Origin of the sequence: Variovorax sp. J22R115 (assembly GCF_030317005.1) — a bacterium.
In the GTDB taxonomy this organism is placed as follows: domain Bacteria; phylum Pseudomonadota; class Gammaproteobacteria; order Burkholderiales; family Burkholderiaceae_C; genus Variovorax.
Genome location: NZ_JASZYM010000001.1, coordinates 239209 through 263546, shown reverse-complemented (window position 1 = coordinate 263546; position 24338 = coordinate 239209). Strand labels below are relative to the sequence as shown.

At 65.5% G+C, this 24338-nt stretch carries 21 protein-coding genes and 1 pseudogene; 10 read left to right on the top strand and 12 right to left on the bottom strand.

The window, feature by feature from the left end; translation table 11 throughout:
* Positions 1–20 precede the first annotated feature (20 nt).
* Positions 21–2165, top strand: coding sequence for a glycoside hydrolase family 3 N-terminal domain-containing protein (locus QTI04_RS01100; protein WP_286613846.1), 2145 nt, complete (start codon positions 21–23; stop codon positions 2163–2165).
* 268 nt (positions 2166–2433) lie between these two features.
* Positions 2434–2736, top strand: coding sequence for a hypothetical protein (locus tag QTI04_RS01095; protein WP_286613845.1), 303 nt, complete (start codon positions 2434–2436; stop codon positions 2734–2736).
* A 93-nt stretch (positions 2737–2829) separates the two neighbouring features.
* On the opposite strand, the gene QTI04_RS01090 is transcribed toward QTI04_RS01095, so the two are convergent.
* The 8 genes from QTI04_RS01090 to QTI04_RS01055 all read right to left on the bottom strand — a co-directional run bounded on the left by QTI04_RS01090 (position 2830) and on the right by QTI04_RS01055 (position 12398).
* Positions 2830–3609, bottom strand: a complete 780-nt coding sequence (locus QTI04_RS01090; RefSeq protein WP_286613844.1) for an enoyl-CoA hydratase/isomerase family protein — start codon at positions 3607–3609, stop codon at positions 2830–2832.
* On the bottom strand, positions 3606–4841 hold the full coding sequence (locus tag QTI04_RS01085; RefSeq protein ID WP_286613843.1) for a CaiB/BaiF CoA-transferase family protein: 1236 nt from the start codon (positions 4839–4841) through the stop codon (positions 3606–3608). Before QTI04_RS01085 ends, QTI04_RS01090 begins: the two co-directional genes overlap by 4 nt.
* Before the next feature lie 44 nt (positions 4842–4885).
* Positions 4886–5854, bottom strand: coding sequence for a tripartite tricarboxylate transporter substrate binding protein (locus QTI04_RS01080; RefSeq protein WP_286613842.1), 969 nt, complete (start codon positions 5852–5854; stop codon positions 4886–4888).
* 59 nt (positions 5855–5913) lie between these two features.
* Positions 5914–6813, bottom strand: a complete 900-nt coding sequence (locus QTI04_RS01075) for a LysR family transcriptional regulator (protein ID WP_286613841.1) — start codon at positions 6811–6813, stop codon at positions 5914–5916.
* 210 nt (positions 6814–7023) lie between these two features.
* Positions 7024–8316, bottom strand: a complete 1293-nt coding sequence (locus QTI04_RS01070) for an NAD(P)-binding domain-containing protein (protein WP_286613840.1) — start codon at positions 8314–8316, stop codon at positions 7024–7026.
* A 646-nt stretch (positions 8317–8962) separates the two neighbouring features.
* Complete coding sequence (locus tag QTI04_RS01065) at positions 8963–10231, bottom strand: cyclopropane-fatty-acyl-phospholipid synthase family protein (protein ID WP_286613839.1); 1269 nt, start codon at positions 10229–10231, stop codon at positions 8963–8965.
* The gene (locus tag QTI04_RS01060; RefSeq protein ID WP_286613838.1) at positions 10228–11022 is read right to left on the bottom strand and encodes a DUF1365 domain-containing protein; all 795 of its coding nucleotides are present in this window, start codon (positions 11020–11022) and stop codon (positions 10228–10230) included. The genes QTI04_RS01065 and QTI04_RS01060 overlap by 4 nt, the downstream gene beginning before the upstream one ends.
* Entirely contained in the window at positions 11019–12398 is a 1380-nt protein-coding gene (locus QTI04_RS01055; RefSeq protein WP_286613837.1) for an NAD(P)/FAD-dependent oxidoreductase, read from the bottom strand. Before QTI04_RS01055 ends, QTI04_RS01060 begins: the two co-directional genes overlap by 4 nt.
* A gap of 172 nt (positions 12399–12570) precedes the next feature.
* Between QTI04_RS01055 and QTI04_RS01050 the strand changes: the two are divergent.
* Positions 12571–12675 (top strand): annotated as a pseudogene (locus tag QTI04_RS01050) (transcriptional regulator); the annotation flags it as partial.
* A 140-nt stretch (positions 12676–12815) separates the two neighbouring features.
* Here the strand turns inward: QTI04_RS01050 and QTI04_RS01045 are convergent.
* The 3 genes from QTI04_RS01045 to QTI04_RS01035 form a co-directional block, all read right to left on the bottom strand.
* On the bottom strand, positions 12816–13235 hold the full coding sequence (locus QTI04_RS01045) for a DUF2177 family protein (protein WP_286613836.1): 420 nt from the start codon (positions 13233–13235) through the stop codon (positions 12816–12818).
* Positions 13236–13433: 198 nt separating this feature from the next.
* Positions 13434–14228, bottom strand: coding sequence for a DUF1295 domain-containing protein (locus QTI04_RS01040; RefSeq protein WP_286613835.1), 795 nt, complete (start codon positions 14226–14228; stop codon positions 13434–13436).
* Entirely contained in the window at positions 14216–14932 is a 717-nt protein-coding gene (locus QTI04_RS01035) for a cyclopropane-fatty-acyl-phospholipid synthase family protein (RefSeq protein ID WP_286613834.1), read from the bottom strand. Before QTI04_RS01035 ends, QTI04_RS01040 begins: the two co-directional genes overlap by 13 nt.
* An 845-nt stretch (positions 14933–15777) precedes the next feature.
* Between QTI04_RS01035 and QTI04_RS01030 the strand changes: the two genes are divergently transcribed.
* The 4 genes from QTI04_RS01030 to QTI04_RS01015 all read left to right on the top strand — a co-directional run bounded on the left by QTI04_RS01030 (position 15778) and on the right by QTI04_RS01015 (position 19231).
* Positions 15778–16002, top strand: coding sequence for a hypothetical protein (locus tag QTI04_RS01030; protein ID WP_286613833.1), 225 nt, complete (start codon positions 15778–15780; stop codon positions 16000–16002).
* A 533-nt stretch (positions 16003–16535) separates the two neighbouring features.
* The gene (locus QTI04_RS01025; RefSeq protein WP_286613832.1) at positions 16536–16931 is read left to right on the top strand and encodes a GreA/GreB family elongation factor; all 396 of its coding nucleotides are present in this window, start codon (positions 16536–16538) and stop codon (positions 16929–16931) included.
* 126 nt (positions 16932–17057) lie between these two features.
* Entirely contained in the window at positions 17058–18080 is a 1023-nt protein-coding gene (locus QTI04_RS01020; RefSeq protein WP_286613831.1) for a universal stress protein, read from the top strand.
* 896 nt (positions 18081–18976) lie between these two features.
* The gene (locus QTI04_RS01015; RefSeq protein ID WP_286605190.1) at positions 18977–19231 is read left to right on the top strand and encodes a hypothetical protein; all 255 of its coding nucleotides are present in this window, start codon (positions 18977–18979) and stop codon (positions 19229–19231) included.
* Between the two features lie 125 nt (positions 19232–19356).
* Here QTI04_RS01015 and QTI04_RS01010 read toward each other — a convergent pair whose 3' ends face one another.
* Positions 19357–19533, bottom strand: coding sequence for a DUF3606 domain-containing protein (locus tag QTI04_RS01010; protein WP_286613830.1), 177 nt, complete (start codon positions 19531–19533; stop codon positions 19357–19359).
* Positions 19534–19688: 155 nt separating this feature from the next.
* Here QTI04_RS01010 and QTI04_RS01005 point away from each other — a divergent pair, with 155 nt between their 5' ends.
* The 3 genes from QTI04_RS01005 to QTI04_RS00995 all read left to right on the top strand — a co-directional run bounded on the left by QTI04_RS01005 (position 19689) and on the right by QTI04_RS00995 (position 24049).
* Positions 19689–20294 (top strand): RNA ligase family protein, encoded by a 606-nt coding sequence (locus QTI04_RS01005; protein ID WP_286613829.1) that lies wholly within the window; start codon positions 19689–19691, stop codon positions 20292–20294.
* 769 nt (positions 20295–21063) lie between these two features.
* Positions 21064–22047 carry an ABC transporter substrate-binding protein gene (locus QTI04_RS01000; protein WP_286613827.1) on the top strand — a complete coding sequence of 328 codons (984 nt, stop codon included), beginning with the start codon at positions 21064–21066 and terminating at the stop codon, positions 22045–22047.
* Positions 22048–22459: 412 nt separating this feature from the next.
* Positions 22460–24049 (top strand): adenylate/guanylate cyclase domain-containing protein, encoded by a 1590-nt coding sequence (locus QTI04_RS00995; protein WP_286613826.1) that lies wholly within the window; start codon positions 22460–22462, stop codon positions 24047–24049.
* Positions 24050–24338 lie beyond the last annotated feature (289 nt).

Genomic DNA, 24338 nt, shown 5'->3' with positions numbered 1-24338 from the left:
GTTCTGCTTCGAAGTCTCCTATGAGTCGCATCGACACCCTCATGGCCCGGATGACGCTATCCGAAAAGCTGGGCCAGCTTACGATGACTGCCTCCGGCTACACGGTCACCGGGCCGGTGATCGCGGGGGACTCCACGCAGTCGATCATCGACGGCACGATCGGCAATCTGCTGAACATGGTCGGAGCCGGGCCCGTGCACGAGATGCAGCGACTGGCCGTCGAGAAGTCACGGCTCGGCATTCCGCTGCTGATCGGCCTGGACATCATCCACGGCCATCGCACGCTCTTTCCGATCCCGCTCGCGGAGGCGGGCATCTTCGACGAAGACCTCTGGGGGCGCACGGCGCGCGAAGCCGCGCGCGAAGGCGCAGCCGAAGGTCTGGCGATGACATTCGCGCCGATGCTCGACGTATCGCGCGATCCCCGCTGGGGCCGCACCGCGGAAGGCCCAGGCGAAGACCCCTGGCTCAACGCGCGCATCGCGCAGGCCAAGGTGCGCGGCTTCCAGGGAAACGACCTGTCGTCGGCCGAATCGATGGCCGCATGTGCGAAGCATTTCGTCGCGTATGGCGCGGTCACCGCGGGACGGGAGTACGCCGCCGTGGACATCTCCGAGCGCACCTTGCGCGAGGTGTATCTGCCGGGCTTCGCATCGGCCGTCCGCGCCGGCGTCGCGACGTTGATGCCCGCCTTCACCGATCTCAATGGCGTGCCGATGACAGCGCACATCCCCTTGCTGCGTGGCTGGCTGCGCGGCGAGATGGGCTTCGACGGCGTCATTGTCAGCGACTACAACGCGATCGCGGAATTGATCAAGCACGGGGTCGCCGCCGATCTCGTCGATGCTGCGGTGCTGGCGCTGAAGGCCGGCGTCGACATCGACATGATGGCCGACGCGTATCGCAAGGGTCTGCCGATCGCGCTCGAGCAGGGCCGGGTGACGATCGAAGAGATTGACGCATGCGTGCGGCGCGTGTTGCGGCTCAAGGAGGCGCTCGGCCTGTTCGACGACCCCTACCGCCGTGGGGCAACACCGGAGCCCGAGGCAGTCGTCGCCGAGCGGCACGCGCTGGCGCGCGACGTCGCGCGCAGGGCCGTCGTCATGCTGAAGAACGAGCGCGACACCCTGCCCTTGCCCGCCGCGGCGAAGGCGCTGTGTGTCATCGGCCCGCTGGCCGATGCAAGCACCGAGATGAAAGGTCCGTGGTGGGGTGCCGGGGAACACGAGCCGGCCATCAGCGTGCTGGCCGGCCTGCGCGCCGCGCTGCCGCAGACCGACATACGCCATGCACCCGGCGTCGCCATCGAGGACGACGACGAAAGCGGCATCGAAGCTGCTGTCCTGCTTTGCGACGGCGTCGACGCCGTCCTGCTGTGCCTGGGCGAGCGTGCCTCGATGAGCGGCGAGGCGGCGAGCCGCGCCACGCCTGCGCTTCCCGGTCGACAGCAGGCTCTGGCCGAAGCGGTGACGGCGCGTGCGCGCGTGCTCGGCATCCCCGTCGTCGCGATCTTGTTTTCGGGCCGCCCGCTCGTCGTCCCCTGGCTGTCCGAACACGCCGATGCGCTGCTGGCCGCGTGGTTCCTCGGTGTCGAAGCTGGCCACGCGATCGCCGACGTGGTCACGGGCCGGGTATCGCCTGGCGGTCGCACGCCGATGAGTTGGCCACGGGCCGTCGGACAGGTGCCGATCTACTTCGGCCAGCGTCCCAGCGGCCGGCCGAAGAATCCCGCTGACCACTTCACGAGCAAGTACCTGGACGTCGACAACACGCCGCTGTATGCCTTCGGTCACGGCTTGACCTACGGGCAGTTTTGCTACGACGAGCTTCAGGCCGAGCCGCGGCGCGTGCGCGAGCATGACACGCTGAAGATCAGCGTCAACCTGCGCAACGTCGGCGCGCGAGAGGCCGAGGAGACTGTCTTCCTGTTCGTTCGCGCCAAGCTGGGCCGTGTCACCCGGCCGCTGCTGGAACTCAAGGGCTACGCGAAGCTGCGATTGATGCCCGGCGAAGCCGGCTCGGTGAAGCTGGACCTGCCGGCAGCCGAGCTGCGCTACCTCGGGCCGGACTTGCAGCCCTTGTTCGAGGCGGGCGAGCTCGAGATCCTCGTCGGACCGAGTGCCGAGCCAACAGGGTTGCTGCGCCAGACTATCGAGATGTGCTGAAACCCTGGCAGTCTGAGGGCGACAGGACTGCCGGTGCCCGCGCTCCGGTTCGCCGGCCCAGGACGATCGCTTTGAGCGCAGCGGACGACTGCTTCGGACCCCGGGCCGAAGGTTTGCGATCCTGGACGGCGACGACTACGACACCCGGCTCGGCCTTCAGCGTGGCCGTTCGGGCGTTCTCGGCCACGCGGCCGAAGCGCTGACGATCGCCGGGCATGGGGTCGAGGCGCAGACGCAGCTCGATCAAGCGCTGGCCCTGGCCGAGAAGATGGGCGAGCGCATCTACATGCCGGACCTGCAGCTGCTGCAGGCGCGAATCGAGATCGGCCGCGGTCGGCCCGTGGAGGCACACGAGGCGATGCGTTCCGCCTGGCGCGAGGCGGCGCAGCAGCAAGCGACATGGCTGGAGTTGAGCGCCCTCGTTGCGCTCGGGGAGGCCTGCGGCGCACGGTCCGCCGAGATCGACGCGCTGGCCGCCGCGCGCGCGCGGCAGCGCGAGGGGGCGGGCTCGGTGCTGGTGGCGCGCGCCGATGCGTTGCTGGGTAGATGGTCCGGAACGTCGGGAGCTTGAAGCGAATGTCTGAGTCCGAGCCGGCGGGATGATCCGATAGCGGAGGTGAGCGTCGGCTCTGGAGCCAAGCAAAGCCGGCTCAAGCATGGCTTGCTAGTTTCCCTGCCATATGGGCGTGCGCCGAGCCACAAAAGCCTCCACGCCATGGTGAAAGTCGGCGCTTCCGTAGCACTGCCGGACCAGGTCATCGCCATCGGGCAGGTGCGCCGAGGCCAGGCGCCGCAGCCCTTCCTTCGCGACGCGCTGCGTCACCGGCGCGAGGGCCAGCAGTCGCTCGCAGAACGCGGCCAGCGAGGCATCCAATTCCGTCGCCGGGCAGATGTCGTGGAGGAAGCCGCTCGCGGCGGCCTGATCGGCATCGAGCACCTCCGCCAGCAGCAGCATCCGTTTGGAGACCGCTGGCCCGAAGGCCGCCTTGAGGCGCGCGAGATTGGCCATCGACAGTGTGTTGCCCAGCGTCCGCGCAATCGGCACGCCAAAGCGCGAAGCCGGCGTGCCTATCCGGAAATCGCAGGCGGCGGCGATCACGAGCCCGCCGCCCACCGCCCAACCATCGATCGCCGCGACCGTCGGCATCGGCAGGCTTTCGATCAGGGCGATGCCCGCGTCGATGCGACGCTCGTACGCCACTCCGTCATCGCCGCTCTGGAAATCCTGGAACTGCGCAATGTCGGTCCCGGCAACGAAGGCCTGCCCACCGGCGCCGCGGAAGGTGACCACACGCACGTCGCCGCGGACCGCCAGATCCGTGCAGATCCGCGCCAGCTGCTCGTACATCGTCCAAGTCATCGCGTTGCGCGCGGACGGCCGGTCGAAGGTGACCGACGCGACCGCGCCGCGGATGGTCAAGGTGACGCAGCCCTGCCCGCTCATGCGCCGAAGGCTCCGCTCGCCTGAAGTTCCCTGCGCTGCGCCAGATCGATGCCGAGTTCCTCGAGGATCTCCTGCGTGTGCTCGGCCAGCAGCGGGGGCGGACGTCGCACCTGCTGGGGCGTGCCGCGCAGCTTGACGGCAAAGCCGATGTTGGGAATGGTTCCTTCGACCGGGTGCTCGATCTCGATGCGCATCTGGCGGTGCACGCCGTGCTCGCTTTCAAAGGCCTGGGGATAGGTCAGGATGGGCCCGGCCGGAATGCCGGCCCCCAGCAGGTACTCGATCCACTCGTCGGCGCTGCGGGCTGCGAATGACTGCTCCAGCGATTCGACGAGCACGAGGCGATTGGCCAGCCGAAGTGCCACCGTTGCAAAGCGCGGGTCGTGCGCCAACTCCGGCCGCTCGATCACGGTGCAGAGCTTCTGCCACAGCTTCTGGTTGGTGGCGCCCATCACGAAGTAGCGGTCCGATGCCTTCATGGCCTGGTAGGGCGCGCTCATGCGGTTTGACGTGCCCAGGGGTTCGGGCTGGCGCCCCGTGCCCCAGTATTCGGACACATCCCATACCGAAAACGCCATCGCGGAGTCGAACAGCGAAGCGTCGATGTACTGGCCCTGACCCGAAGCCTTCGCGCCGATATGGGCGGCCAGCACGGCATAGGTGGCAAACAGCGCGCAACCGATGTCCGCCACCGGCACCCCGGCCTTGACCGGCGGGCCATCCGGATAGCCCGTCACGCTCATCACGCCCGACATGGCCTGGGCCATGAGATCGAATCCCGGACGGCTCGCCCACGGACCTGTTTGTCCGAAGCCAGAGATGCTCGCGTAGACCAACGCGGGGTTGAGCTTGCTGAGCGTTTCGTAGTCGATGCCAAGGCGCTTCATCACGCCCGGGCGATAGTTCTCCACCAGGATGTCCGCGTCCTTGACCATCCGATAGAGCACCTCGCGCCCCGCCGCGGTCTTGAGGTCCAGGGCAATGCTTCGCTTGTTGCGGTTCATGTTCAGAAAGCCCATGCTGTCCGAGCCCTTGAGCTTGAAGCCCATGGCGCCGCGGGTCTGGTCGCCGCCTTCAGGCGGCTCCACCTTCACGACGTCCGCTCCGAGATCTGCCAGCAGCATGCAGGCGTAGGGCCCTGCCATCACCTGGCTGATGTCCAGCACGCGCACACCGGCCAGCGGCAATGGACGGGAGGCGCCTTGGGCTGTCGAATTGGACTCGGTCTTCATGGGGTTGTTTCCTGTCGTAAATCTGGGATGCGGGCTAGGAGGCTTCAGCTGTCGGCACGAACGCCGGCATCCTTGATGACCCTGGCCCACTTCGTGTTTTCGGAGACGATGAAGTCGGCGAACTTCTGGCTGCTGCCGCCGGCGTCTTCAGCGCCGAACTGTTCCAGCTTGTCCGCAACGTCCGCCTGCGCCAGGACCTGATTGATGTCCTCGTTCATGCGCTTGACCATGGCGGCGGGCATGCTCCTGGGTCCGGCAAGGCCGTACCACGAGGCCGCATCGAAGCCCGGAAAGCCCGATTCGGCCATCGTTGGCACATCGGGGTGGCTTTTGGCACGCTTGAGCCGGGTCTGTGCGACGGCGATGACCTTGCCCTGCTTCACGTAGGGCGTGGCCGCCGTCATCGTGTCGAAGGCATAGTTGATCTGGCCGCCCAGAAGGTCGGTGACCATGGCGCTGGAACCCTTGTAGGGCACATGCACCGCCTGGATCTTGGCCGCCATGCGGAACATCTCGAAGGCCAGGTGCTGGGCCGAGCCTGTGCCGGACGATCCGAAGCTGATCTTCCCAGGCTGGCGACGGCACAGGTCGACGACGCCCGCGACCGTGCGCACCTGCTGTGTTTCATTGCAGGTCAGCATGTTGGGCGTGACACCTACCAGGGTGATCGGTGCGAAGTCCTGGCGCGGGTCGTACTTGACGTTCTGCATCAGCGCCGGCGCGATGGCGTGGCTGTTGACATGCGCCATCAGCAGAACCTTGCCGTCTCCAGGCTGCTTGGCCACGTACTCGGCCGCGATGACGCCGGTCGCGCCCGCCTTGTTCTCCACGATCACCTGCGTGTTCCACAGGACAGACAGCTTGTGGGCGATCGTTCGTGCCAACACATCGGTCCCGCCACCGGGCGCAAAGCCCACGATGATGCGGATCGGCCCGGAGGGCAGGTCCTGTGCCCGGACCCAGGGGGCTGCCAGTGAGGCGACGGCGGCGATTGCGAAGGTTCTGCGTTGCATGTGTCTGTCTCTTCGTTGTGAGACTCGACTATGGGCCGCAGGACCTCAGGGCGCCATCGCTAATCCGGCGATTCAGGATTCGCGTTTTGCGTATCCGCGAGAACCTGCAGCACGCTCTGCGCCGCCAGCGAAAGCATCGGCATCGGCCGATGGCAGAGCACGAAGTGGCGCACTGCCCATTCGCCCTCGATGGTCACCCGCGCGAACCGCGGCCCGCCCGCAATGGCGCGCGCCACAGCTTGCGGCATCACGCCAAGTCCCAAGCCTTGTGCGATCAGCGCCGCCATGCTGTCGAAGCCGCCCACCCGCATGGGCATGCGAAGTACCCGGCCCGCCTCTGCGGCCTGTCGCTCAAGGGCAATGGATACAGCTGAGCCCTCGCCCAGGCCGATCAAGTCCCAAGAAAGAATGTCGTCGATGCCCGCTTTGCGGCGTGTGGCCAGCGGATGACCGCGCGCCACGACCAGCACCAGGCGGTCGCTGCGGTAGGGCAAGGCCGGCAGGTCGATCGAGCCCAGGCTGGCCTCGTAGATCCCCACGTCCACCACACCGCGCGCCAGTGATTGCTGGACGATCTGGCTGTTCATCTCCTGCAGGTCGATGCGCACGTCCGGGCAGGCGATGCTGCAACGCTGAATGTCACGCGGCATGAACTGGATGACTGCCGACTTGGGTGCCGCCAGGCGGACCACGCCCTTCTCGCCATGACGGTACGCCGCGGCGTCGTCTTGCATGCGTACGACGGTGTGGGTCAGGTTGCGCGCATGGGCGAGCATGGTGCGCCCTGCATCGGTCAGCGCCATGCCGTGCGGCAGACGACGGAATAGTGGCAGTCCGAACTGCGCCTCGAATTCCTGGATCCGGCGAGACGCCGCAGCCGGTGCCAGATGCTCGCGCTCGGCCGCGCGCGTCACGCCGCCGAGTTCGGCGGTTGCGATGAACAGGCGCAGCGTCGTCATGTCCAGGTGAACCCTTGCGGGCACATCCGGATCGGGACGTCCAGGCTGCTCCGCGCTGCTCATAGTGGCTGAGTCATGGAGTGATTGTCCTGTATCAACGGCTCGTTATGCGTCACCCAAGCTCAGGCTTGGCTTACTGGGAGCGGGAGAGGCAAACGAAAACTCGCGATCAACCACATCGTGCAGGCCCAGGAACGCCGCGCCACGACTTCAGAGCAATGGGTAGGGCTGATCGTCCGGCGTGCCCAGTGCCAAGTCGCGATAGAAGTCCCAGCCGCGCTCTCCGGCGTAGGTGCCGAAGTCCCGCTCGGCCAGGTAGCGCACGATGTCGAGGTGGTTGAGCCTGCAGGCGACCGGCTCCATGTCCAGCTGTGCCGTGCCGCGGATGTGCGACATGACGGATCGTGCCATCAGCATGAAGGCCCACGGCGCGGAACCGATGCCGTCCAGGCCCACGCCCGGGAAATAGAGGTCCGGCGCATCCAGGCTGCGGAAGATGCACGCGCAGCGCGAGGCCAGTTCGCCGACGGTGCGAATGCCTGCGATACGCGGCTCTTCGAAGTACGAAAGGTCGGTGTGGTAGCCCGTGCCCCACAGGAGAACATCCACCGCGAGGCGCGTGCCGTCCGACAGCGTCACGTCTCGCCCCTCGATGGCCTCGACGCTGCCCGGATACCGCTCCAGCTCACCAAAGCTGGCCAGCATGCGAGCGCGGCCGGGAATAAGCTGGTCTTGATGCACATCCAGCGGCCTTTCGGGCTGGATCGACTGGATGCCGAACTTTTCATAGCGGGCCAGCAGGTCGGCGCCGATCATCACGTTCTGCTGCGCGACGGTCATGCCGTTCACCTGCATCTTCGCGTAGGGGCGCACGCTGCCGGCGATGATCTTCGGCTTGCCGGTCGGGGTGAACCAGCGCAGGCCGCGGTACGCCCAGACGATCCGGCGCGCCTTGTACTCAAGGCACAGGTCCAGCAGATCGAAGGCCGAGGCGCCGCCGCCGACCACAAGCACCTCGCGACCGGTCAGTTCGGCCGGATCGCGCAGGGCGCTGGAATGCAGCTCCCGCACCGCGCTTTCGCGACGAAGCACTTCGGGAATCGCAGGCTTGTTGTGGCCACCGGTGGCCGCCACCAGATGACGCGCGCGCACCGTGCCTTGTGGCGTATCGAGCTCCCAGCAGGTGCCGGTGTAACGCGCGCGAGACACAGGGCTGTCGAGCCGGATGCGATCGGCGAGGCCGAAGCGCTCGACCCATGCCTCGATGTTGGCGAGGATGTGCGGCTGCTTCGGGCCACCCAGCGGCAGATCGCCGATGGTCCAGTCGGCCGGGCTGATCTGGATGTCTTGCCACGCCGGAAGCTGGCGCCAGAGGCCGCCGACGCCGCCCTGCTTTTCGAGCAGCAGCACCTTGAGGCCCGACTGCCGCGCGTAGTGCAGGTGGATGACGCCAGCGACGCCTCCGCCAACGATGGCCAGATCGAGCAACGGAGTGGCTTGCATAGGTGCTCCTCCTCATTGCCGAAGGGCGCGGTGCACGGCGGGAGCTCGCCTGGCAGATGGGTGGGGCGATGATGCGCTTGATGCTCAGGGGGCGGCAATAGCGCGGCATGAGACCGATCATGCGCCGAGCACGTCCACCGGGAAATCGAACTGCTGTGGCCGAGCTCCGCTGAACCGCAGCGCTCTGACGACAAGCGAAAAGCCGGTGAAGGAGAAACCCTGGCGCGGCTTCGCAACGACCTGTTGGCAGGCCGCCGTTCAGAGGATGCTTGTCGCATCCAAGGAGACTTCGCCACCGTTCGCTTTCGGAGCGCCCAACTTTCATCGGCTCGAGCGGCGAGCTGACGCCGAGAGGCAAGTCGATGTTGTATTCGAGCGGCCCGAGCACATTGCTTGTCGAATGCAGATCGTGAAGACCGAGAGGACGCGGATGGCGAGGTGTCTCCGCCAACCGGTGATCGGGTGCGACCTCGCCTTCAGATGCCCGCCCAGTGCCATCGCCATCAAGCACTGCACCGCTTCGTCAACCGCCGAATCCTGGACGCGGTGTCGATCAGCGAGCGCTCGGCCACGGTGGAAGATCGGGACGTCGCTCCAACGCCGATGCATCTCTCCTCGACCAGCAGCGCCGCTTGAATGTCCCGCATCACCGACGCGCCAGCGCGTACAGGCCCACGTCCACGCGTCCGGCGCGAAAGCCCGCTTCGCAGTAGCACAGGTAGTACTCCCACAGCCGGCGGAACGCCTCGTCGAAGCCCAGCGCCTCGATCGCCGGCCAGGCACGCAGAAAGCGGCGTCGCCACTCGACCAGCGTGATCGCATAGCTCTCGCCGAAGGTCAGCGCTGTCTCCATCGTCAATCCGGCCCGTTCGGCCTGCGCCTTCATCGCCGACGGCGACGGCAGCATGCCGCCCGGAAAGATGAAACGCTGGATGAAGTCGGTGTGGGTCCGGTAGTGCTCGAAATGCGCATCGGCCATCGTGATCACCTGCACGATGGCCTGACCGTCGGGCTTCAGTCGACCGCGCAGCGTGTCGAAGAAGGTGGGCCAGTAGCGCTCGCCCACGGCCTCGAGCATCTCGATGGAGACGATGCGGTCGTACCTGCCCTGCACGTCGCGGTAGTCCTGCAGGCGCAGGTCGATCTGTGCTTCCAGCCGCAGGTCGGCCACGCGCTGCCGCGCATGCGCGAGCTGCTCGGCCGACAAGGTCAGGCCGATCACGCGCGTGCCGTGGGCACCGGCCAGGGCCAGCGCCAGCGCGCCCCAGCCGCAGCCGATCTCCAGCACCGACATGGGCGCTTTCAGGTCGAGGAGCTCCACAATGCGCTGCAGCTTGAGTGCCTGCGCTTCCTCGAGCGACTCGTTGCCGGTGGCATGGAGGGCACTCGAATAGATCAGTTCGGGATCCAGCCATTGGGCGTAGAACTCGTTGCCCAGGTCGTAGTGGAAGGCGATGTTCTCGCGGCTTCCGCGTCGGGAATTGCGGTGCGCGAAGTGAAAGAGTCGGCCGAGCCAGCGAACCGGCCACGAGGCGTCGAGCGCGCGGCCCCAGCCGGATTCGTTGCGGATGCCGAATTCGAGCAGTGCGGGCAGGTCGGGGCTCGACCAGTCGCCGTCGCGGTAGGACGCGGCCAGGCCGGTGTCGCCCTCCAGCAGCATCCGCGCCAGCGGGCGCCAGCAATGCAGGACGATCGAGGCCTGCGGGCCCGCGAGCGCGCCACGGCCCTCGGCGCGCTCGCCGTCCGGTAGCTCGACCGCGAGGGTTCCGCACTGGATTCCGCGCAGCACGCGCTGGAGCAAGCGGCGAAACGGCCAGCCCGCCCATGACGCGCAGCGGACGGTCACCCTGCGGCCGGGACGACCGGCCGGCAACAACGGCTCCGACGATGCGTTGGAGGATCGAGAACTGTTCATCGATTCTTGCGCTTGATGATCGTCATCGCGTCCAGCGGCGGGGGCGGTCGCGGATGCAGACGCACGCCCTTGGCCCACAGGCGCAAGGCCTCCCAATGGATCGCGACCACCACCTTCAGCGTGAGCAGCGGATGCGACATGAAGGCGAGCGCCAGCGCCTTGTCGTCCAGCACGCGGCGCCGAGCGTCGAAGCAAGCGATGAGCACCGGGCCGTCGGCATCGCTGGCGGTGATCGAGATGCGCAATACACCCCGGTCGGGGTGCGGCGCATCGATGCCAAAACGGTAGGTCATGTCGAGCGCGAGAAAGGGGGACACGTGGAAGCCCTTGGCACAGGACTGCACGATGGTTTCGCCCTCGTGCATGGCCGGGTCGACCTCGATCAGGTAGCTGTGCCGCTCGCCGAAGGTGTTGTTGACTTCATAGAGCAGGGCCTGCAGCGGGCCGTCGGGACGGTGGCAAAAGTAGACGCTCAGCGGATTGAAGACATGCCCGAGGGTGCGCGGCATGCTGAGGAGGCGGATGGCACCGCCTGTTGCGAGCCCCGCTGCGTGCAGTTGCGCATCCACATGGCTGCGCAGGCCCCGCTCCAGACCGGCGCCGTGGTCGCGTTCATGCAGGCTGAAGAGGTTGAAGCGGTTGAGCGAGAACAGGCGCAGCCGCCGCGCGAGGTCAGGCAGTTCGTCGAGATCGACCAGCAGCGAGAACACCCGGTAGCGCAGCCGGTGGCGGGCCGGCCGCAGCCGCTGGTGCATCACGCTACCGCTGTAGAGGGCCGAGTTCTTGCTCATGAAGCCATCGCCACCGGCGCATGCAGGCGGATGCGGCCCGATTCATTCGCCACGCGCCAGGGCCGCCGCACGCCGCCGAGCGCCTCGGCCACCGCCAATCCGGCCTGCAGGCCGTCTTCATGGAAGCCCGAGCCGAAATAGGCACCGCAGAACCAGATTCGCCGCCGACCCTGCAGCGACCAGAGTTCCTGCTGGGCCCGGATGGCAGCGACATCGAAGATCGGATGCTCGTAGATCTCGGTGCGGATGAGTTGCTCGGCGTGCGGCGCGTGTGTGGGGTTGAGCGTCAGGAAGAGCGGTGCGGGGTCCGGCAGGCGCTGCAGGCGGTTCATCCAGTAGCTCACGCACAGCGCGTCCTGGCTGCGGCGATTCGCCATGTAGTTCCAGCTCGACCACACCGCGCGGCGCTGCGGCATCAGCGTCGGGTCGCGGTGCAGCACGGCATGGTTGCGGCTGTACGCGAACGCGCCCAGCAGTCGCGCTTCGTCCGCGCTGGCGTCGGGCAGCAGGCGCAGAGCCTGGTCGGCATGGGTGGCGATCACCACCTGGTCGAAGCACTGGGGCTGCTCGCCCCGTCCCGTGCGCACGAGCACGCCGTCGGCGCCCGCGCGGACCTCGACGGCGGCGCAGTCGAGCCGCAAAGGCTGCGCGAGGCCGCGGATCAGGCGCTCGACGTACCGGCGGCTGCCTCCCTTGACCGTGCGCCAGGCCGGACGCCCGGAAAGCTGCAGAAGCTGGTGGTTCTCGCAGAAGCGCACGAAAGCCTCAGTCGGGTAGGCCCCGACGTGCGCAGCCGGGGTCGACCAGATGGCGGACGCCATGGGATACAGATGGTCTTCGCGGAACGCACGGCCGTAACCGCGCCGGTCCAGATAGGCGTCCAGCGGCATCAGCCCCATGCGGCCAGCGTCGGCGGGCGCCTGGCGGTAGAACCGGACAAGGTCGCGCAACATGGACCAGAAGCGCAAGCTCAGCAGGTTGCCCGGCTGCGCGAAGAGGCCTTGCAGGTCGGTGCCGCTGTATTCCAGCGCCCCCTGGTCCAGGCTGACCGCGAAGGACATGTCGGAAGCCTCGGTCTCGACGCCGAGATGTGCAAACAGCGCCGTGAGGTTTGGGTATGCAGCCTCGTTGTAGACGATGAAGCCGGTGTCGACCGGAAAAGCGCCGGCAGCAGCCGGCACGGCCACCGTGTTGCTGTGGCCGCCGGGCCGGCCGTCGGACTCGAAGACGGTGACGCGATGGCGCGCCGACAACAGCCACGCCGCCGACAACCCCGAGATGCCGCTGCCGATGACTGCAACGTCGAGCGTGCCGCGGCCATCGGGGGATCGCGGCGGCGACGGGTGTTTCGGCGAGAAGATGGGGGTGATGGCCATGGTGCTCCTTCTACGCGGCTGATGCGCGTTTGGATTTGCTCACATTTCGCTGTGATCCAATTTGTGCGGCGGTGCGTAAGGCCCCGCATGACCACCGTCTGACAGCCATTGACGGAGAGCGCCCTACCCGCAGGCCAAGCTGTTCCTGTTGCGCATCGGCACCGGCACCGACATGAAGCTGGCATGGCATACCCACAGCGAAACGGAACTCACCCAGGTGCTGCACGGTTCCTTCCACGACGGGCGTACGCTGTTTGGGACCGGCGATTTCGACCAGGCCGACGGCGGCATCCACCATCAGCCGGTGGTGCAGGCGGACAGCGAATGCATCTGCCTGGCCTCGATCGAAGGCCGCATGCTGTTCGACGGATCCGTGGCGCGCACCCTGGGCGTTGATCGGCATGTAAGGGCTGACCCTCAGTGCCCCCGCGCACCGAAAGCCAGGGTGATCCGGCATGCAGCCGCCGCCGAGACCGCGGTGACCAAACTGCCCCAGCACAGATCGGCCAGCGTGATGCGCCAAGGCCAGCCCTTGAGCGTGGCCTGGTTGGTGAGATCGTAGGTCGCATAGGCCAGCAGTCCCAGCAGTGCGCCCATGCCAAGCGCGGATTGCCATCGCCGCTCGGCCAGCGCGGGTGCAATGACGAAGACGACAACGCCGGCGACGTAGATCACGTAGAAGGCCAGGGCCGGCCCGAAGGCGAAGCGATCGCGCATCAGGTGTCCGATGGCCGGGCGGTAGAGCCGCTCGGCCATGGTGGCGAGCCAGATGGCGTCGAGCGCCAGGAAGACCACCGCCATGGCGGCATAGGCGACGGCGAACTGGCGAACGGTCATGAAGGCTCCTGTTGGGAATGTCGCGGGCGGGGTGGCCCGCACGGCGAAACGAAGCGGCGAGGACAACGCGGTGATCGCCGATCGGCGTGCCGTCCAGGGAGACGCGGAAGTTCCATTCGCTCGTAGCCGCCGCGGCCGCCTGCCGCACCTTGATTCCGCACAGCGCCGGGGCTCGAAGCCACCACTGCGGCATGTGCCTCATCGTCGGCTCCTGCGCGGCGGGCCGGGCACGAAGGCGTTGGTTCGCGCGATGTAGTCATGGTACGCGGGGCGGCGTTCGCCGATGTTCTCTTCGAGCAGGCCGACGCCCGAGACCTTGATCAGCAGCAGCGTCATCAGCGCGGGCGACACGACGCTCCAAGCGGCGGTCCAGCCCGCGCCCGCCATGGCCATGAACCACAGGCCCCACCAGACGCAGGCTTCGCCGAAGTAGTTGGGATGCCGGGTGAAGCGCCAGAGTCCACGGTCCATCACCTGGCCGGCGTGGGCGGGATCGGACTTGAAGCGCGACAGCTGGGCGTCGCCAATCGCCTCGAAGACGATGCCTGAAACCGCGACCGACATGCCGGCATCGTCGACCCAGTTCCACGCGCGGCCTCCGGCAATGCCGGCAAGGAGCGGCGCGGACACGATCCACGCGAGCAGCGCCTGCAGGCCGAAGACCAGGTAGAGGCTCTTCAGACCAAAGTGCGGCGCGTTGCGCCCGCGCATCTCGCGGTAGCGCCGGTCTTCGCCATGGCCGCGGTTGCGCAGCGTGATGAAGATGCCCAGTCGCAGCGCCCATGCGAACCCCAGCGCGGCCATGCAAAGGCCGCGCGCGTCGGCCGCCGGCCATCGCAGCGCATACAGCAGGCCGGCTCCGCCGATCAGTGCGGGCCATACCCTGTCCGCGAGGCTGGCGTCTTGCCGGGCCAGGCTGGCGACCCATGTCAGCAGGCCGAGCGACGTGCACCACGCAAGGCCTTCGAGCGCCATCCGCATCAGCGCCGGCATGACGCACCTGCTGACCAGCGCCGGTCGCAAGGCCCAGCGCGCAGACGATGCCCCACAGGGGGGCGCAGCCAGCGAGCGACGCCGGCGAAGGCGCGTTGCCAGTTGCGCAGGTGTTCGAACATCTCGACCGAGACGACGCGGTCGAAGCGATCCGCGGTGTCGAAGCCGTTGATGTCGCAGGTGACCACGCGAACATTGGTCAGGCCGCGGCGGCCAAGCTCGGCCTCGGTGTGTTCACGCTGCGAGGCCGAGTTCGACAGCGCCGTGATCCTGCTTCCTGGGTAGCGCTTCGCCATCCACAAGGTCAGCGAGCCCCAGCCGCCGAGTTCAAGCACGTTCTGGCCATCGACAAGACCGGCGCGCTCGCATGTCAGTTCCAGTGCTGCGACTTCGGACTGCGCCAGCGTCGTGGCGTGTTCCGGCCAATAGCGGCCGTAATTGCGCTGCGGGCCAAGCACGTCGCCGAAGAACGCGGCCGGTACCTCGTAGTGCTGCTCGTTGGCCTTGGTCGCCAGGGGCGCCAGTTCGGCGCTGTGCATGCGGTCGACGAATTCCTGCGTGACGTCGGCGTTGCTGGTCGGATCGCCGCTTCGCAGTTCGGTCAATCGGTGCTTCAGCAGGCGACGAATGCCCCGCCTGACGATCGCGTCGGGCACCAGGCCGCGTTCGACCCATTGGATCGCGCGGGCCGCGTTTGCTGACATGTTGCGTCCTTTGCATCGACACGGGAGATGTGCCGCCGGCAGATATACGGGCTCGCGCAGCGCTTGGATCTGTGCCGAGCGAAAACCGATGGGCGCGTTGCATGGGCAGCACTACTCTTTGATGTTCGGAATTCGATCTCGGTAACGCTCCTCAGCGCTCGCGCGCCACGCCCGCCACTCGGCAGGTATGCAGGCAGATGGCAACCTTCAGGCTTTCACCGCGCGTCGCGCCAAGGGACTGCTGCAGGCCCAACATGCGCACCCCAAGTCCTTCCTCACATTTCAAAGGCGATGGCGCTCGGCGCCAAGGTCGTCACGGCCGGTGCAATGAACCGCGCCGCTGGCGTGCGCAGCGATTGACCCTACGTCCCAGTGCGACTCGTCTCACCGCATTGAGGCTCGAACACTTCCCTGCTATGGTTTGTTCATGGCCTACCCCCATCTTCCGTACTCGGGCGTCGTGTCGACAAGCCTGCCTTCCATTGATGAAGTACAAAGCTCTGCAAGGTGGGACATGACGTGTTCGTCGGATTTTCAGCATCGCACGACCTCGATCGTCTGGAGGCGCATCAGTCAAGGCGTATCTGCCTTTCTTGTTTGACGCGGTAGGCCACGCGTCTTGCCTTCCCGCCTACCGTTTCGACTCCCGAACTGCTTCTTTTCAAGCCGGTCCTTTTCGGCGGCATGGGGATGCTCATGCCAAGGAGCCACAAAGCGATTCCGCCACAGAGACGCTTTCCCACGCTGGTGCGTGGCGAGGCGCCCAGGGCTCTCGGTGAGGCCCTCCACAGGCTGTTCAGTACCGCCAAACTTTCGTCCGTTACTAGCCGGCGAGGAGAACCCCCGTGCCGACAGTTTTCTTGCCATCGACCCCCCTCACGTGGGCGCCGTTCGCCCAGTACGAACGCCTTAACTGGTTCCTGTTCGAATCCTTCGAGCGTGAGCGAAGGCTCAACCTCAGGGCGCTGTATGCGACGCCGCCTCTTGCAGCTATGACGCTGATGTGCGCGATGCATCCATTTTTCTTCTTTCCGCTGGCATGCGCGGCCACCTCAGCAAGAAGAGGGTGATCCACGATCTGGGAAGGCAAGGCGCATTTGCAGTGATGCGTCCACAAGCGCACGGCACGCCGCGAGCCGCTCGCGTCCCAGGTCTTGCATCGTGGAGAGCCGACCGTTTGCACACCACCTCAACCCGCGTCGTTCACAGCGGAACATTGGCGAAATGCGAATGGCTCCATGAGTGGCCGTTCGATCGGCGCAGCCTAGGGACCGGTATGCCCGGCTTCGGTCGCAGCGGCAGGTTCAATCTGGCAAGAAGCATGAGGCCATTGCTTGCCTATGGATTGCACACTGGCCTAGACTAGCCGCATGACCATCACCCTTGTTTGCGCCCACGTTGCATTGGCCTCGCTGCTCTTCGCAGCGACGTACGCGCGTGCGGCTGCAAAGAAGGTGCATCGTCAGCTGACGCCAGCACAGTCCTAAGCCCGGCGGTCCGCTCTCTCCCCTTTCAGCGCATCCCTCCACCGCCGGGCACAAGCCTCGCGCGGTAGCGGCTGCCGTCCTTCGTGGGCGACGCCCGCATTCGATGGAGTGCTTCCATGCATGCAGTTGTACACGGCGAGCGCACGCTCACCGAACTTGATTTCACCCGCCTGACGAAACTTGGACCCGTTTCGTCCACGCTTTCGGACCTTCTTGCGACCGCGGACGTGACCAGCGGCCGTGCGGTCAGCGCGGATGTCGTGACGATGTACTCGCGCGTCGAGCTCGTAGACGTCGCCACGCACCGGCGCCAAATGCTCACGATTTGCTATCCCGGCGATGCGGAGCCCGCCGCAGGTTTCGTGTCAGTTCTCTCGCCGGTCGGCAACGGCCTGCTTGGGCTGAAAACCGGAGATGTCGCGAGATGGCACACGCCGAACGGCGACGAGTACACGGCCGAAATCGCCGCTATTCAGTACCAGCCCGAAGCGACGGGCGACTACTCCAAGTAGCTGCACGAAAAGGTGTTGGTCCGCTGCGGCTCACGAACGAGCTGCCTTTTTCTCCTGCCCGCAGGTTCCGGCGCTGCTGCATGCCGACGCCGGAGGCCAGGCGCCAGCCATCTCGAAAGGTTTTCCATGACCCCTCACTCCATCCTCGCAGTCACCGACTTTTCCACGCTGGGCGACCACAGCCTCGCTCGCGCCGGGATGCTTTGCGCAGAGCACGGAGCAACGCTGGAACTCATCTACCTCGCACCGCCCGGAGAGCCGCCACCTCCGGATGCGGCCTGCAGACTGGCACACCACGCGCTGCAATTGGGTCAACGCCATGACATCCAGGTGCGTACGCTGAACAGGGTTGCCTTTGAGGTTGCGGACGTCGTTGCCGAGACGCACCGTGCGGACCTCCTGATCTGGGGCACCGAGCCCCTGCGCGGCGTGCGCTCGTTCCTCATGGGCCAGCCAGTCGAAGGAATCGTGCGCAAGTGCCAGCGTCCCGTCCTCGTCGTGCGGCGTCCAGCCGATGGCCCGTACCAGAGCCTCGTGGTCGCCGTCGACTTCTCGAAAACGTCCCGGGGACTGGTCGACCTTGTCCTTGCTCTCAACACGACGGCACAGGTGGAGCTGTTCCACGCGGTCACCGCGGCGCACGAAGGGAAGCTCCGGTATGCCCAGGTGTCGGAGCAGGCCATCAAGGCCTACCGCGAGCAGTGCCGGCGCTACGCGCGCGACCGGATGCTTACGTTGGCCGATTCGTACGACGCACGCCGCAACCGACTGCTCTCATCGCTCGGTTACGGTGACCCCGCGCGCCAGGTTCTCGTCCAACAGCAGCACACGGGGGCGGACCTCATCGTGGTGGGCAAGCAGCCGTCGTCCATGCTCTCGGACCTTCTCTTCGAGAGCGTTGCGCAGCGGGTGCTGCGCGATGCGCACACGGACGTGCTCGTGGTCCCGCATGACTTCCAGCCAGCCTCAAGCGCATCTGCGCGGAGGCGCCTCGCCGGCGGGCCCGCCATTCGCCGGGTGCGGGCTGGGGCGCCACAACCGCCTGGCCTGCCAAACCAAGCGGCTATGCGGGCGAGGACGGTCCGAGGGACCGGCTCAATCCGCAAAACGCAGGCCTTCAGTCGGGTGCCAACAGCGAGCCCCTGCTGAAGAACCATTTTTTCCAGGAGAGGTCCTGAAGCAACGTCGGGGCCAAACATTGCCTGGGAGCTCGACGTACCGCTGGCGATCAAGTTAGCGTCGAAGGGCCCCCTCAGTTCTGCGGGATGGTGCGACCATCGAATGTGTCCACCAAGCTCAAGATCCGGCACGTGCCGGGGCACCGGCGGGCCGGCGTCCTTCGATTGGGTCGGCCATCGGCAGCTTCAGGCCATCTTCCGATTTCCGAGGCAAGGGACACCCGATGGACGCAGGCGGTCCCGGCATTCTGTTCACCACGGCAGGGCGGCGAACCTGCGCAACGGCGTGCTGACGACACAGACCGTCACCTTCGAATGACGGCCGTCATGAAGCGCCGAGACGTGATCACCACCGCCCACTCCATCTGCTGCCTGCGGCTTGTGCCAGCCCGGGGTCACCCGGCGCCAGCGGAGGCTCCGACACCACAAAGACGGAAATGCCTTGAGCTGGCGAGCCTCATTGGGCGTCGTCAACAGCCGCCGAAGCGCTGGCGGCTTGACTCAGGGCGAGCGGCATCACCTCGGGGCCGGCAGGCTCGGCGCCGAAGGGCACTCAGGAACCGCGGTTCGAGGAACTGGGCGAAGCATCGGCGGCCCGCATGATCAACCGCCCGGCCTCGCCCGACGGCGATCTGAAAAGAGGGGCGTCGGAACTCTCCACGGGCGATCGCCTGCCCTTTTGGAAAGACGTCTTATCGATCGAGACCTCCAGCGTGGGGCCGCCGCGTTCGATTTCGCCATTGCGATCCTGCCTTGCAAACCCGACCTGCACCCTATAGACCCCGCCCGCCGCGGCCGCGCCCACGCAGTACCTTGCCCGGTCTGCGGCGGTATGCTGGCTCCAGGCCACATTCATAGGAGTTGGCAATGCTCTATACCTACGTCAACGAGGACGAAGACAAGGAACCGGTCGGCCCGCGCGACCCTACGGAACTGTTCAAGCAGGCGGCTGTGCAGGTAGGGCTGATCCGCGACGGCGATCCACTCGACCAGAACATGGTGGACTATGCCAAACTGATCGTCGAGATGTGCGCCTCCATCGGCGACAACTACGTCCAGCCGGAAAGCAGGGCTGGCGACACGGTCGGCGACCGCATCCGAGGCGACTTCCACGCGCTCTAAAGGCTATGGGGCTGGTCTTCTTCGCGGGTAGAGGCTTTTGACGGATGCGCGCGGAGGCAATCAGCCTTGCCGTGTCTGCGTCGAATTTCGGCTCGCCAGGTTCCATGCGTGCCGCAGCTCGGCTGTCATTTCTTCCGTAGGTACTCGCACACCCTCTCCACGCTGTTGCCTACCGCGGTGATCGCCGTCTTGAGTTCCTGTTCGGTCACGCCGAGCGATTCGGTCCAGCTACGCACCTCGTGCGGCTCGTCCAGCGAAATCAGCTTGCGGTCCAAGCCAGTCTCCTTCGGGTCGTCTTTCATATGGGATCTCCGGATCTCCAGTCTCCGTTGAGCACGGGGCTCAGCCCGCGCCAGAGACTGGATGCGTATCACCCGATGTCGTCCATTGGCCATCGGTCCTTATGCTGCTTTCCTGACAGCCACCACCCCATGCGCGTGTGACCGTATAGCGGCATATGGAACTCTACGATTACCCGCCGATGCTGTTCATCGAGCGCCCGTTGGCCCTCGACGCCCCTGGCTGGATCTGGGAGATCAAGCTTGACGGGTGGCGTCTCACTGCCAAGTTCGGCGATGGCAAGTGCCAGTTGCGCACGCGCGGAGGCGCTAATGCGACGCGGTGGTTCCCTGAGGTCTCCCAGAGTTTGGCGCGCGTCCAGGGCGGACCCTACGTGACTGACGGGGAGGTCTGCGTGTTCGACGAGAGGGGGCGCAGTGACTTCGACCGACTCCAGCACCGGGGCTTGCGCAGACGCTGGGTCGACGGCGGTGACCCGGTGGGCTACGCCGTCTTCGATCTGATGGTGCACCGCGGCATCGACGTCACCCGTCGAACGCTCATGCAGCGCAAGGCGCTTTTGGCTGAGTTGCTCGATCCGTGCCCTGACAACGTGCTGGCCATAGGTCATTTCGAAGAGGACATTCCAAGGGTCTTCAACAACGCTGTTTTGAGCCTGAAGCTAGAGGGGTTGGTGGCCAAGCGCGCGGACAGCATCTATGTTCCCGGAACTCGCTCGGCCGACTGGATCAAGGTCAAGCGCAAAGGCGCCGTGCCGGCCTGACGCTTAGGGCGATAGGGTGCCCTTTGCAAAGGTCAACGGCCGATGCCCGCTGGCTGAAATGCCGCAACGCCTCAGTCAGATGGGACGTCTTCAGCAGCGCGATGTGCCGCAGCACGCGCGCTACACCGAGAAACGGAAGACCGAGACGAGCCATCGCACACCAGCCTACCGCCGCCGCGTCGCGACTTAGGCATCAGACGCACGCCTTCCAGTGCCTGAAGCGCCTTCGCAGCGCTTGCTGTCCTTCCCTGCCGCAGGGTGAAATCACGCTGTGAGGCCGACTCCGGTCACTCATCAGCGAAGGACACCTTGGTATCAACTGCTGGCTCCACGGCATTGCAGCCATAGCCCCGTGCTTGCCCTCTGGCGACGGTGCCCTCGAAGCATCGAACGTCCGTTCTGTTCGCCATCGAAACGGGAGTTCGGGCCCTGAGCGGCCGTTCGCCGTCTGGTCGTCAAAATCAGCAACGCAGCGCGATCAGTCAGTCGCGGGCGGGCCGCGAATTCACGCAGTTGAGCAATGATCGAGGCCCGCGAACGACCTGTAAGCTGTAGGATTCTTCTGTTGAAGCTGTGCGCGGAATCTCACCCTCATTCGGGACGCGCTCGTCCGAGCTGATGAGAGAGTCTGCTGTTGCCCGAACCTGAGAACCAGTCCGCCCTACGGTGTGCAGTCGACGTAAAGGGGATTCGCAATGCCAGGCAAGACGCGCGAATGCTGCAACTTCGCAAGAGACCTCGGTGACCGCCGCGTGGACAAGGTGATCTAGTGAAAGGACGGCGCGAACTCCTGGTGGCCTTGGCCGCGTTGCTCGCGGCGATGCCCCCGTACGCCCAACCCGGTGACCGTGTCCGGCGGATCGGCATCCTCGGCAACATTGCGCCGGTTGCAGACGGACCCAATTCATTGCAATTTTTCGTCACAGCGCTTCGCGACCTGGGATGGATCGAGGGAAAAACAGTGACCTTCGACTACCGCTGGGCCGAGCAGCACTACGACCGCTTTCCAGCGTTGGCGAGCGAGTTGGTCGGGCTCGGCGTCGACCTGATCGTGGTCACCGCCGGTGTGACGGCAGCGCTGGCTACCAAGCAGGCGACAACCACGATTCCGATCGTGGCCGTCTTGATCGCCGACCCGGTGAAATTCGGGCTGGTCGCTAGCTTTGCCCATCCTGGCGGCAACATAACCGGCATCGCGCAACCGCTGGCAGTCTGGGGCAAGTGGCTGGAACTGGCGCGCGAGGCCGTGCCTGGCGCGATGCGAATTGCCGTGATCGGTAATCCGACGAATATCGTCTACGCCGACTATGTGGCTCAGAACGAGGCTGCAGCGCGGCAACTCGGTCTAAAGCTGCAAATGATCCCTGTAGCTCGAGCCGACGACTTGGCTCCGGCCTTCGAGGCCATGAAGGTCGCGCACGCCGAGGCCCTTGTTGTCGGTACCGACGGCGTGTACTTTGTCAACTTGAGAGAGATTGTTGAGCGGGCGCGAGCGAACCGACTGCCGCTGATCGGAGCATTTCGCAATGCGGCGGACATGGGCGCACTGGTGACTTGGAGTTTCGACATCCGATACGCGTTCCGCCGCGCCGCGACATACGCCGACCGCATCCTCAGAGGCACCCTACCGGCCGAACTTCCGGTCGAGCAGCCGTCACGCTTCGAGCTGGTCATCAACCTGAAGACTGCAAAGGGCCTCGGCCTCACCATTCCGCAGTCAATGCTGCTCCGTGCCGACCAGGTGATTCAGTAAGGCGTCGCGGCGCGCTTTCTCGATTCGCTGTTTTGCTCGACGCGATGTCGCCGGTCGAGGCGAATGACGAATGACCGGAGTCAGTCTGCGGATTCAACCGGTCGATACAACACGCTAAAAAGCTGCGTAGGCAGAAGGAGTGTTGCAGATGAAGTATCGAACGCGGACCTACTACAAGGACAGCCAGAAGGCCCTGATGTGAGAGCTTGGGACCAAGCACGCCCCCTTCCATGTTGCCCCCCCGCTGTTCTCCGAGAAGATGACTAGCGACTACATCCCCGCGGCGTCCTTCGACTGCTCGCACTTTGCCTGAGAGTCTTTGCACCGGGGGCCCGCTCCGCGTGCGCTGCCCCTTCTCTTTCTCACCCAAACGGTGGAGGATGTGCGATCGTTGCTGCACTGAGGCTAGGAAATGTCGAGTCAGTTGGGAAGCCCGACGGCTTCGACCGTCGCTGCCGACGGCGATCCATGGCTAAGGCGACCGCTCGAGGCGCTAGGCTTGCTCGCGTGGCGCACCGCAGCTGTCGCCTTTGTGGTCCTGTTGCTGTACGTGTACTTTCGCTGGCTTCCCCAGTGGATGGATGGGCGACTCACCCAGGCGCTGGCCGCCCAGATCAAAGCGGAATCGGCGTTGCCGTATGCCGCGGCCGTTTGGGCCGCCGGCGTGATCGGGATGGTTTGCGTGTCCTCGTGGTCCGCGATCGCCTTCATCATCCTCTGGAAGCGCTCGCGAGATCTGTTCGGGATTCTCCTGTTCGTCTCCTTTGCCTCGGTCGGGGTGTTCAACTCAACCGATATAGCAGCGTTTCTGGCTCAGCATTCACGGGGTCCCGCGGCGCCGCTGTCGTTTTTGGTGGTCCTTGCCGGCAACATGCTGACGATCATCTGGCTCTATGTGTTTCCAGATGGCAGGTTCGTGCCGCGCTGGGCAGCATGGGTGGCCGGCGCTTGGATTGCTTTCAACGTACTGCGATACGTTCAATACCTCGCGGGCATGCAGGAAATCTCGGCAGCGATGCAAATGGTTGGCGTCTCGTTGGCGGTTGTCAGCATGTGCGCTTTGGTGGTCAGGTATTACGCCGGCTCCAGCGAAGTGCAGCGCAATCAGCTGAAATTGTTGCTGCCGAGCGGGCTGATTGCCTTGACGACCTACATCGTCTTTTGGCTGGTCAGAGCCACCCCCCTCGACCGTGAAGGCTCATATTTCCTGGTCGTGGTCGCCGCCCAGGCCGCGCACGCTGCCGTCATGGCGACATTTCCGGTGGCCATGTTCATCGCGATGTTTCGCCAAGGCCTGCTGGATGTAGATCGATGGATCAGTCGAACGCTCTTCTACTCCGCGTTGACGGTGGTAGTGCTGGCTGCCTTCTTCGTCGTTAGCGCAGCGGCATCGAGGCTGCTGAAGGACGTTGCCGGCCTGACCTCGGATCTGGTGCTGGTGATATTGGCCCTGCCCATGGCAATAGTCTTCCTGCTTGTGCGCTCCAGACTTACCAAGCTTCTGGACGGCCTGCTGTCCGAGCGACGCATTCTGAGCGTGATGTTTATCGACATCGTCAACTCAACGGTGCTGGCAGTCAAGATGGGTGATGAAGGCTGGAGCGACAAGCTTGAGCGGTTCCGCGCTGTTGTACGACGAGCCCTCAACAACTTCGGCGGCGTCGAGATCGACACCGCCGGCGATGGGTTTTTCGCCACTTTTGCGGGGCCGGGGGCCGCGATCCGCTGCGCAGAAAGCATCATCGAAGAAGTCCAGGAACTGGGGCTCTCGGTGCGCGCCGGCGTGCACACCGGCGAGGTTACTCGTCGCGGTGAGAGTGCGGCCGGGGTGGCGGTGCACGTGGGCGCGCGGATCATGAGTCTGGCCGCACCGAGTGAGTTGCTTGTCTCCGGCGTCGTTCGTGACCTAGTGGCTGGATCGCGTATTGAATTGGTCGACCGAGGCGATCACCCGCTCAAGGGTTTACCTGGGACGTTTCGGCTGTATGGGTTGGCTCGCTGAGCCTGCCGCTTTCTCTGCGATTGAACTCGGGTGATGTAACGCTGGCTTGGCGTCCTTGACCCGTACCTCCGACTGTCTGCGGTCATCCGAATTTGGCCGCCGAATGACGGCGGTCGCCGAAACCCGACGTTGACCCTTCTCTGGGGCGAACGGCCGGTCTGCGTTTCTGCCTTGAGGCGGAAAGTCCGCTGCCGGCCGGCACCGCCATTCCGAGGTGTGCCCAGAAAGCTGCCATTCGGCTGAGCGAACCGTCGTACGGCTAGAGCACCGCCCCCATGTGGTGCGCGAC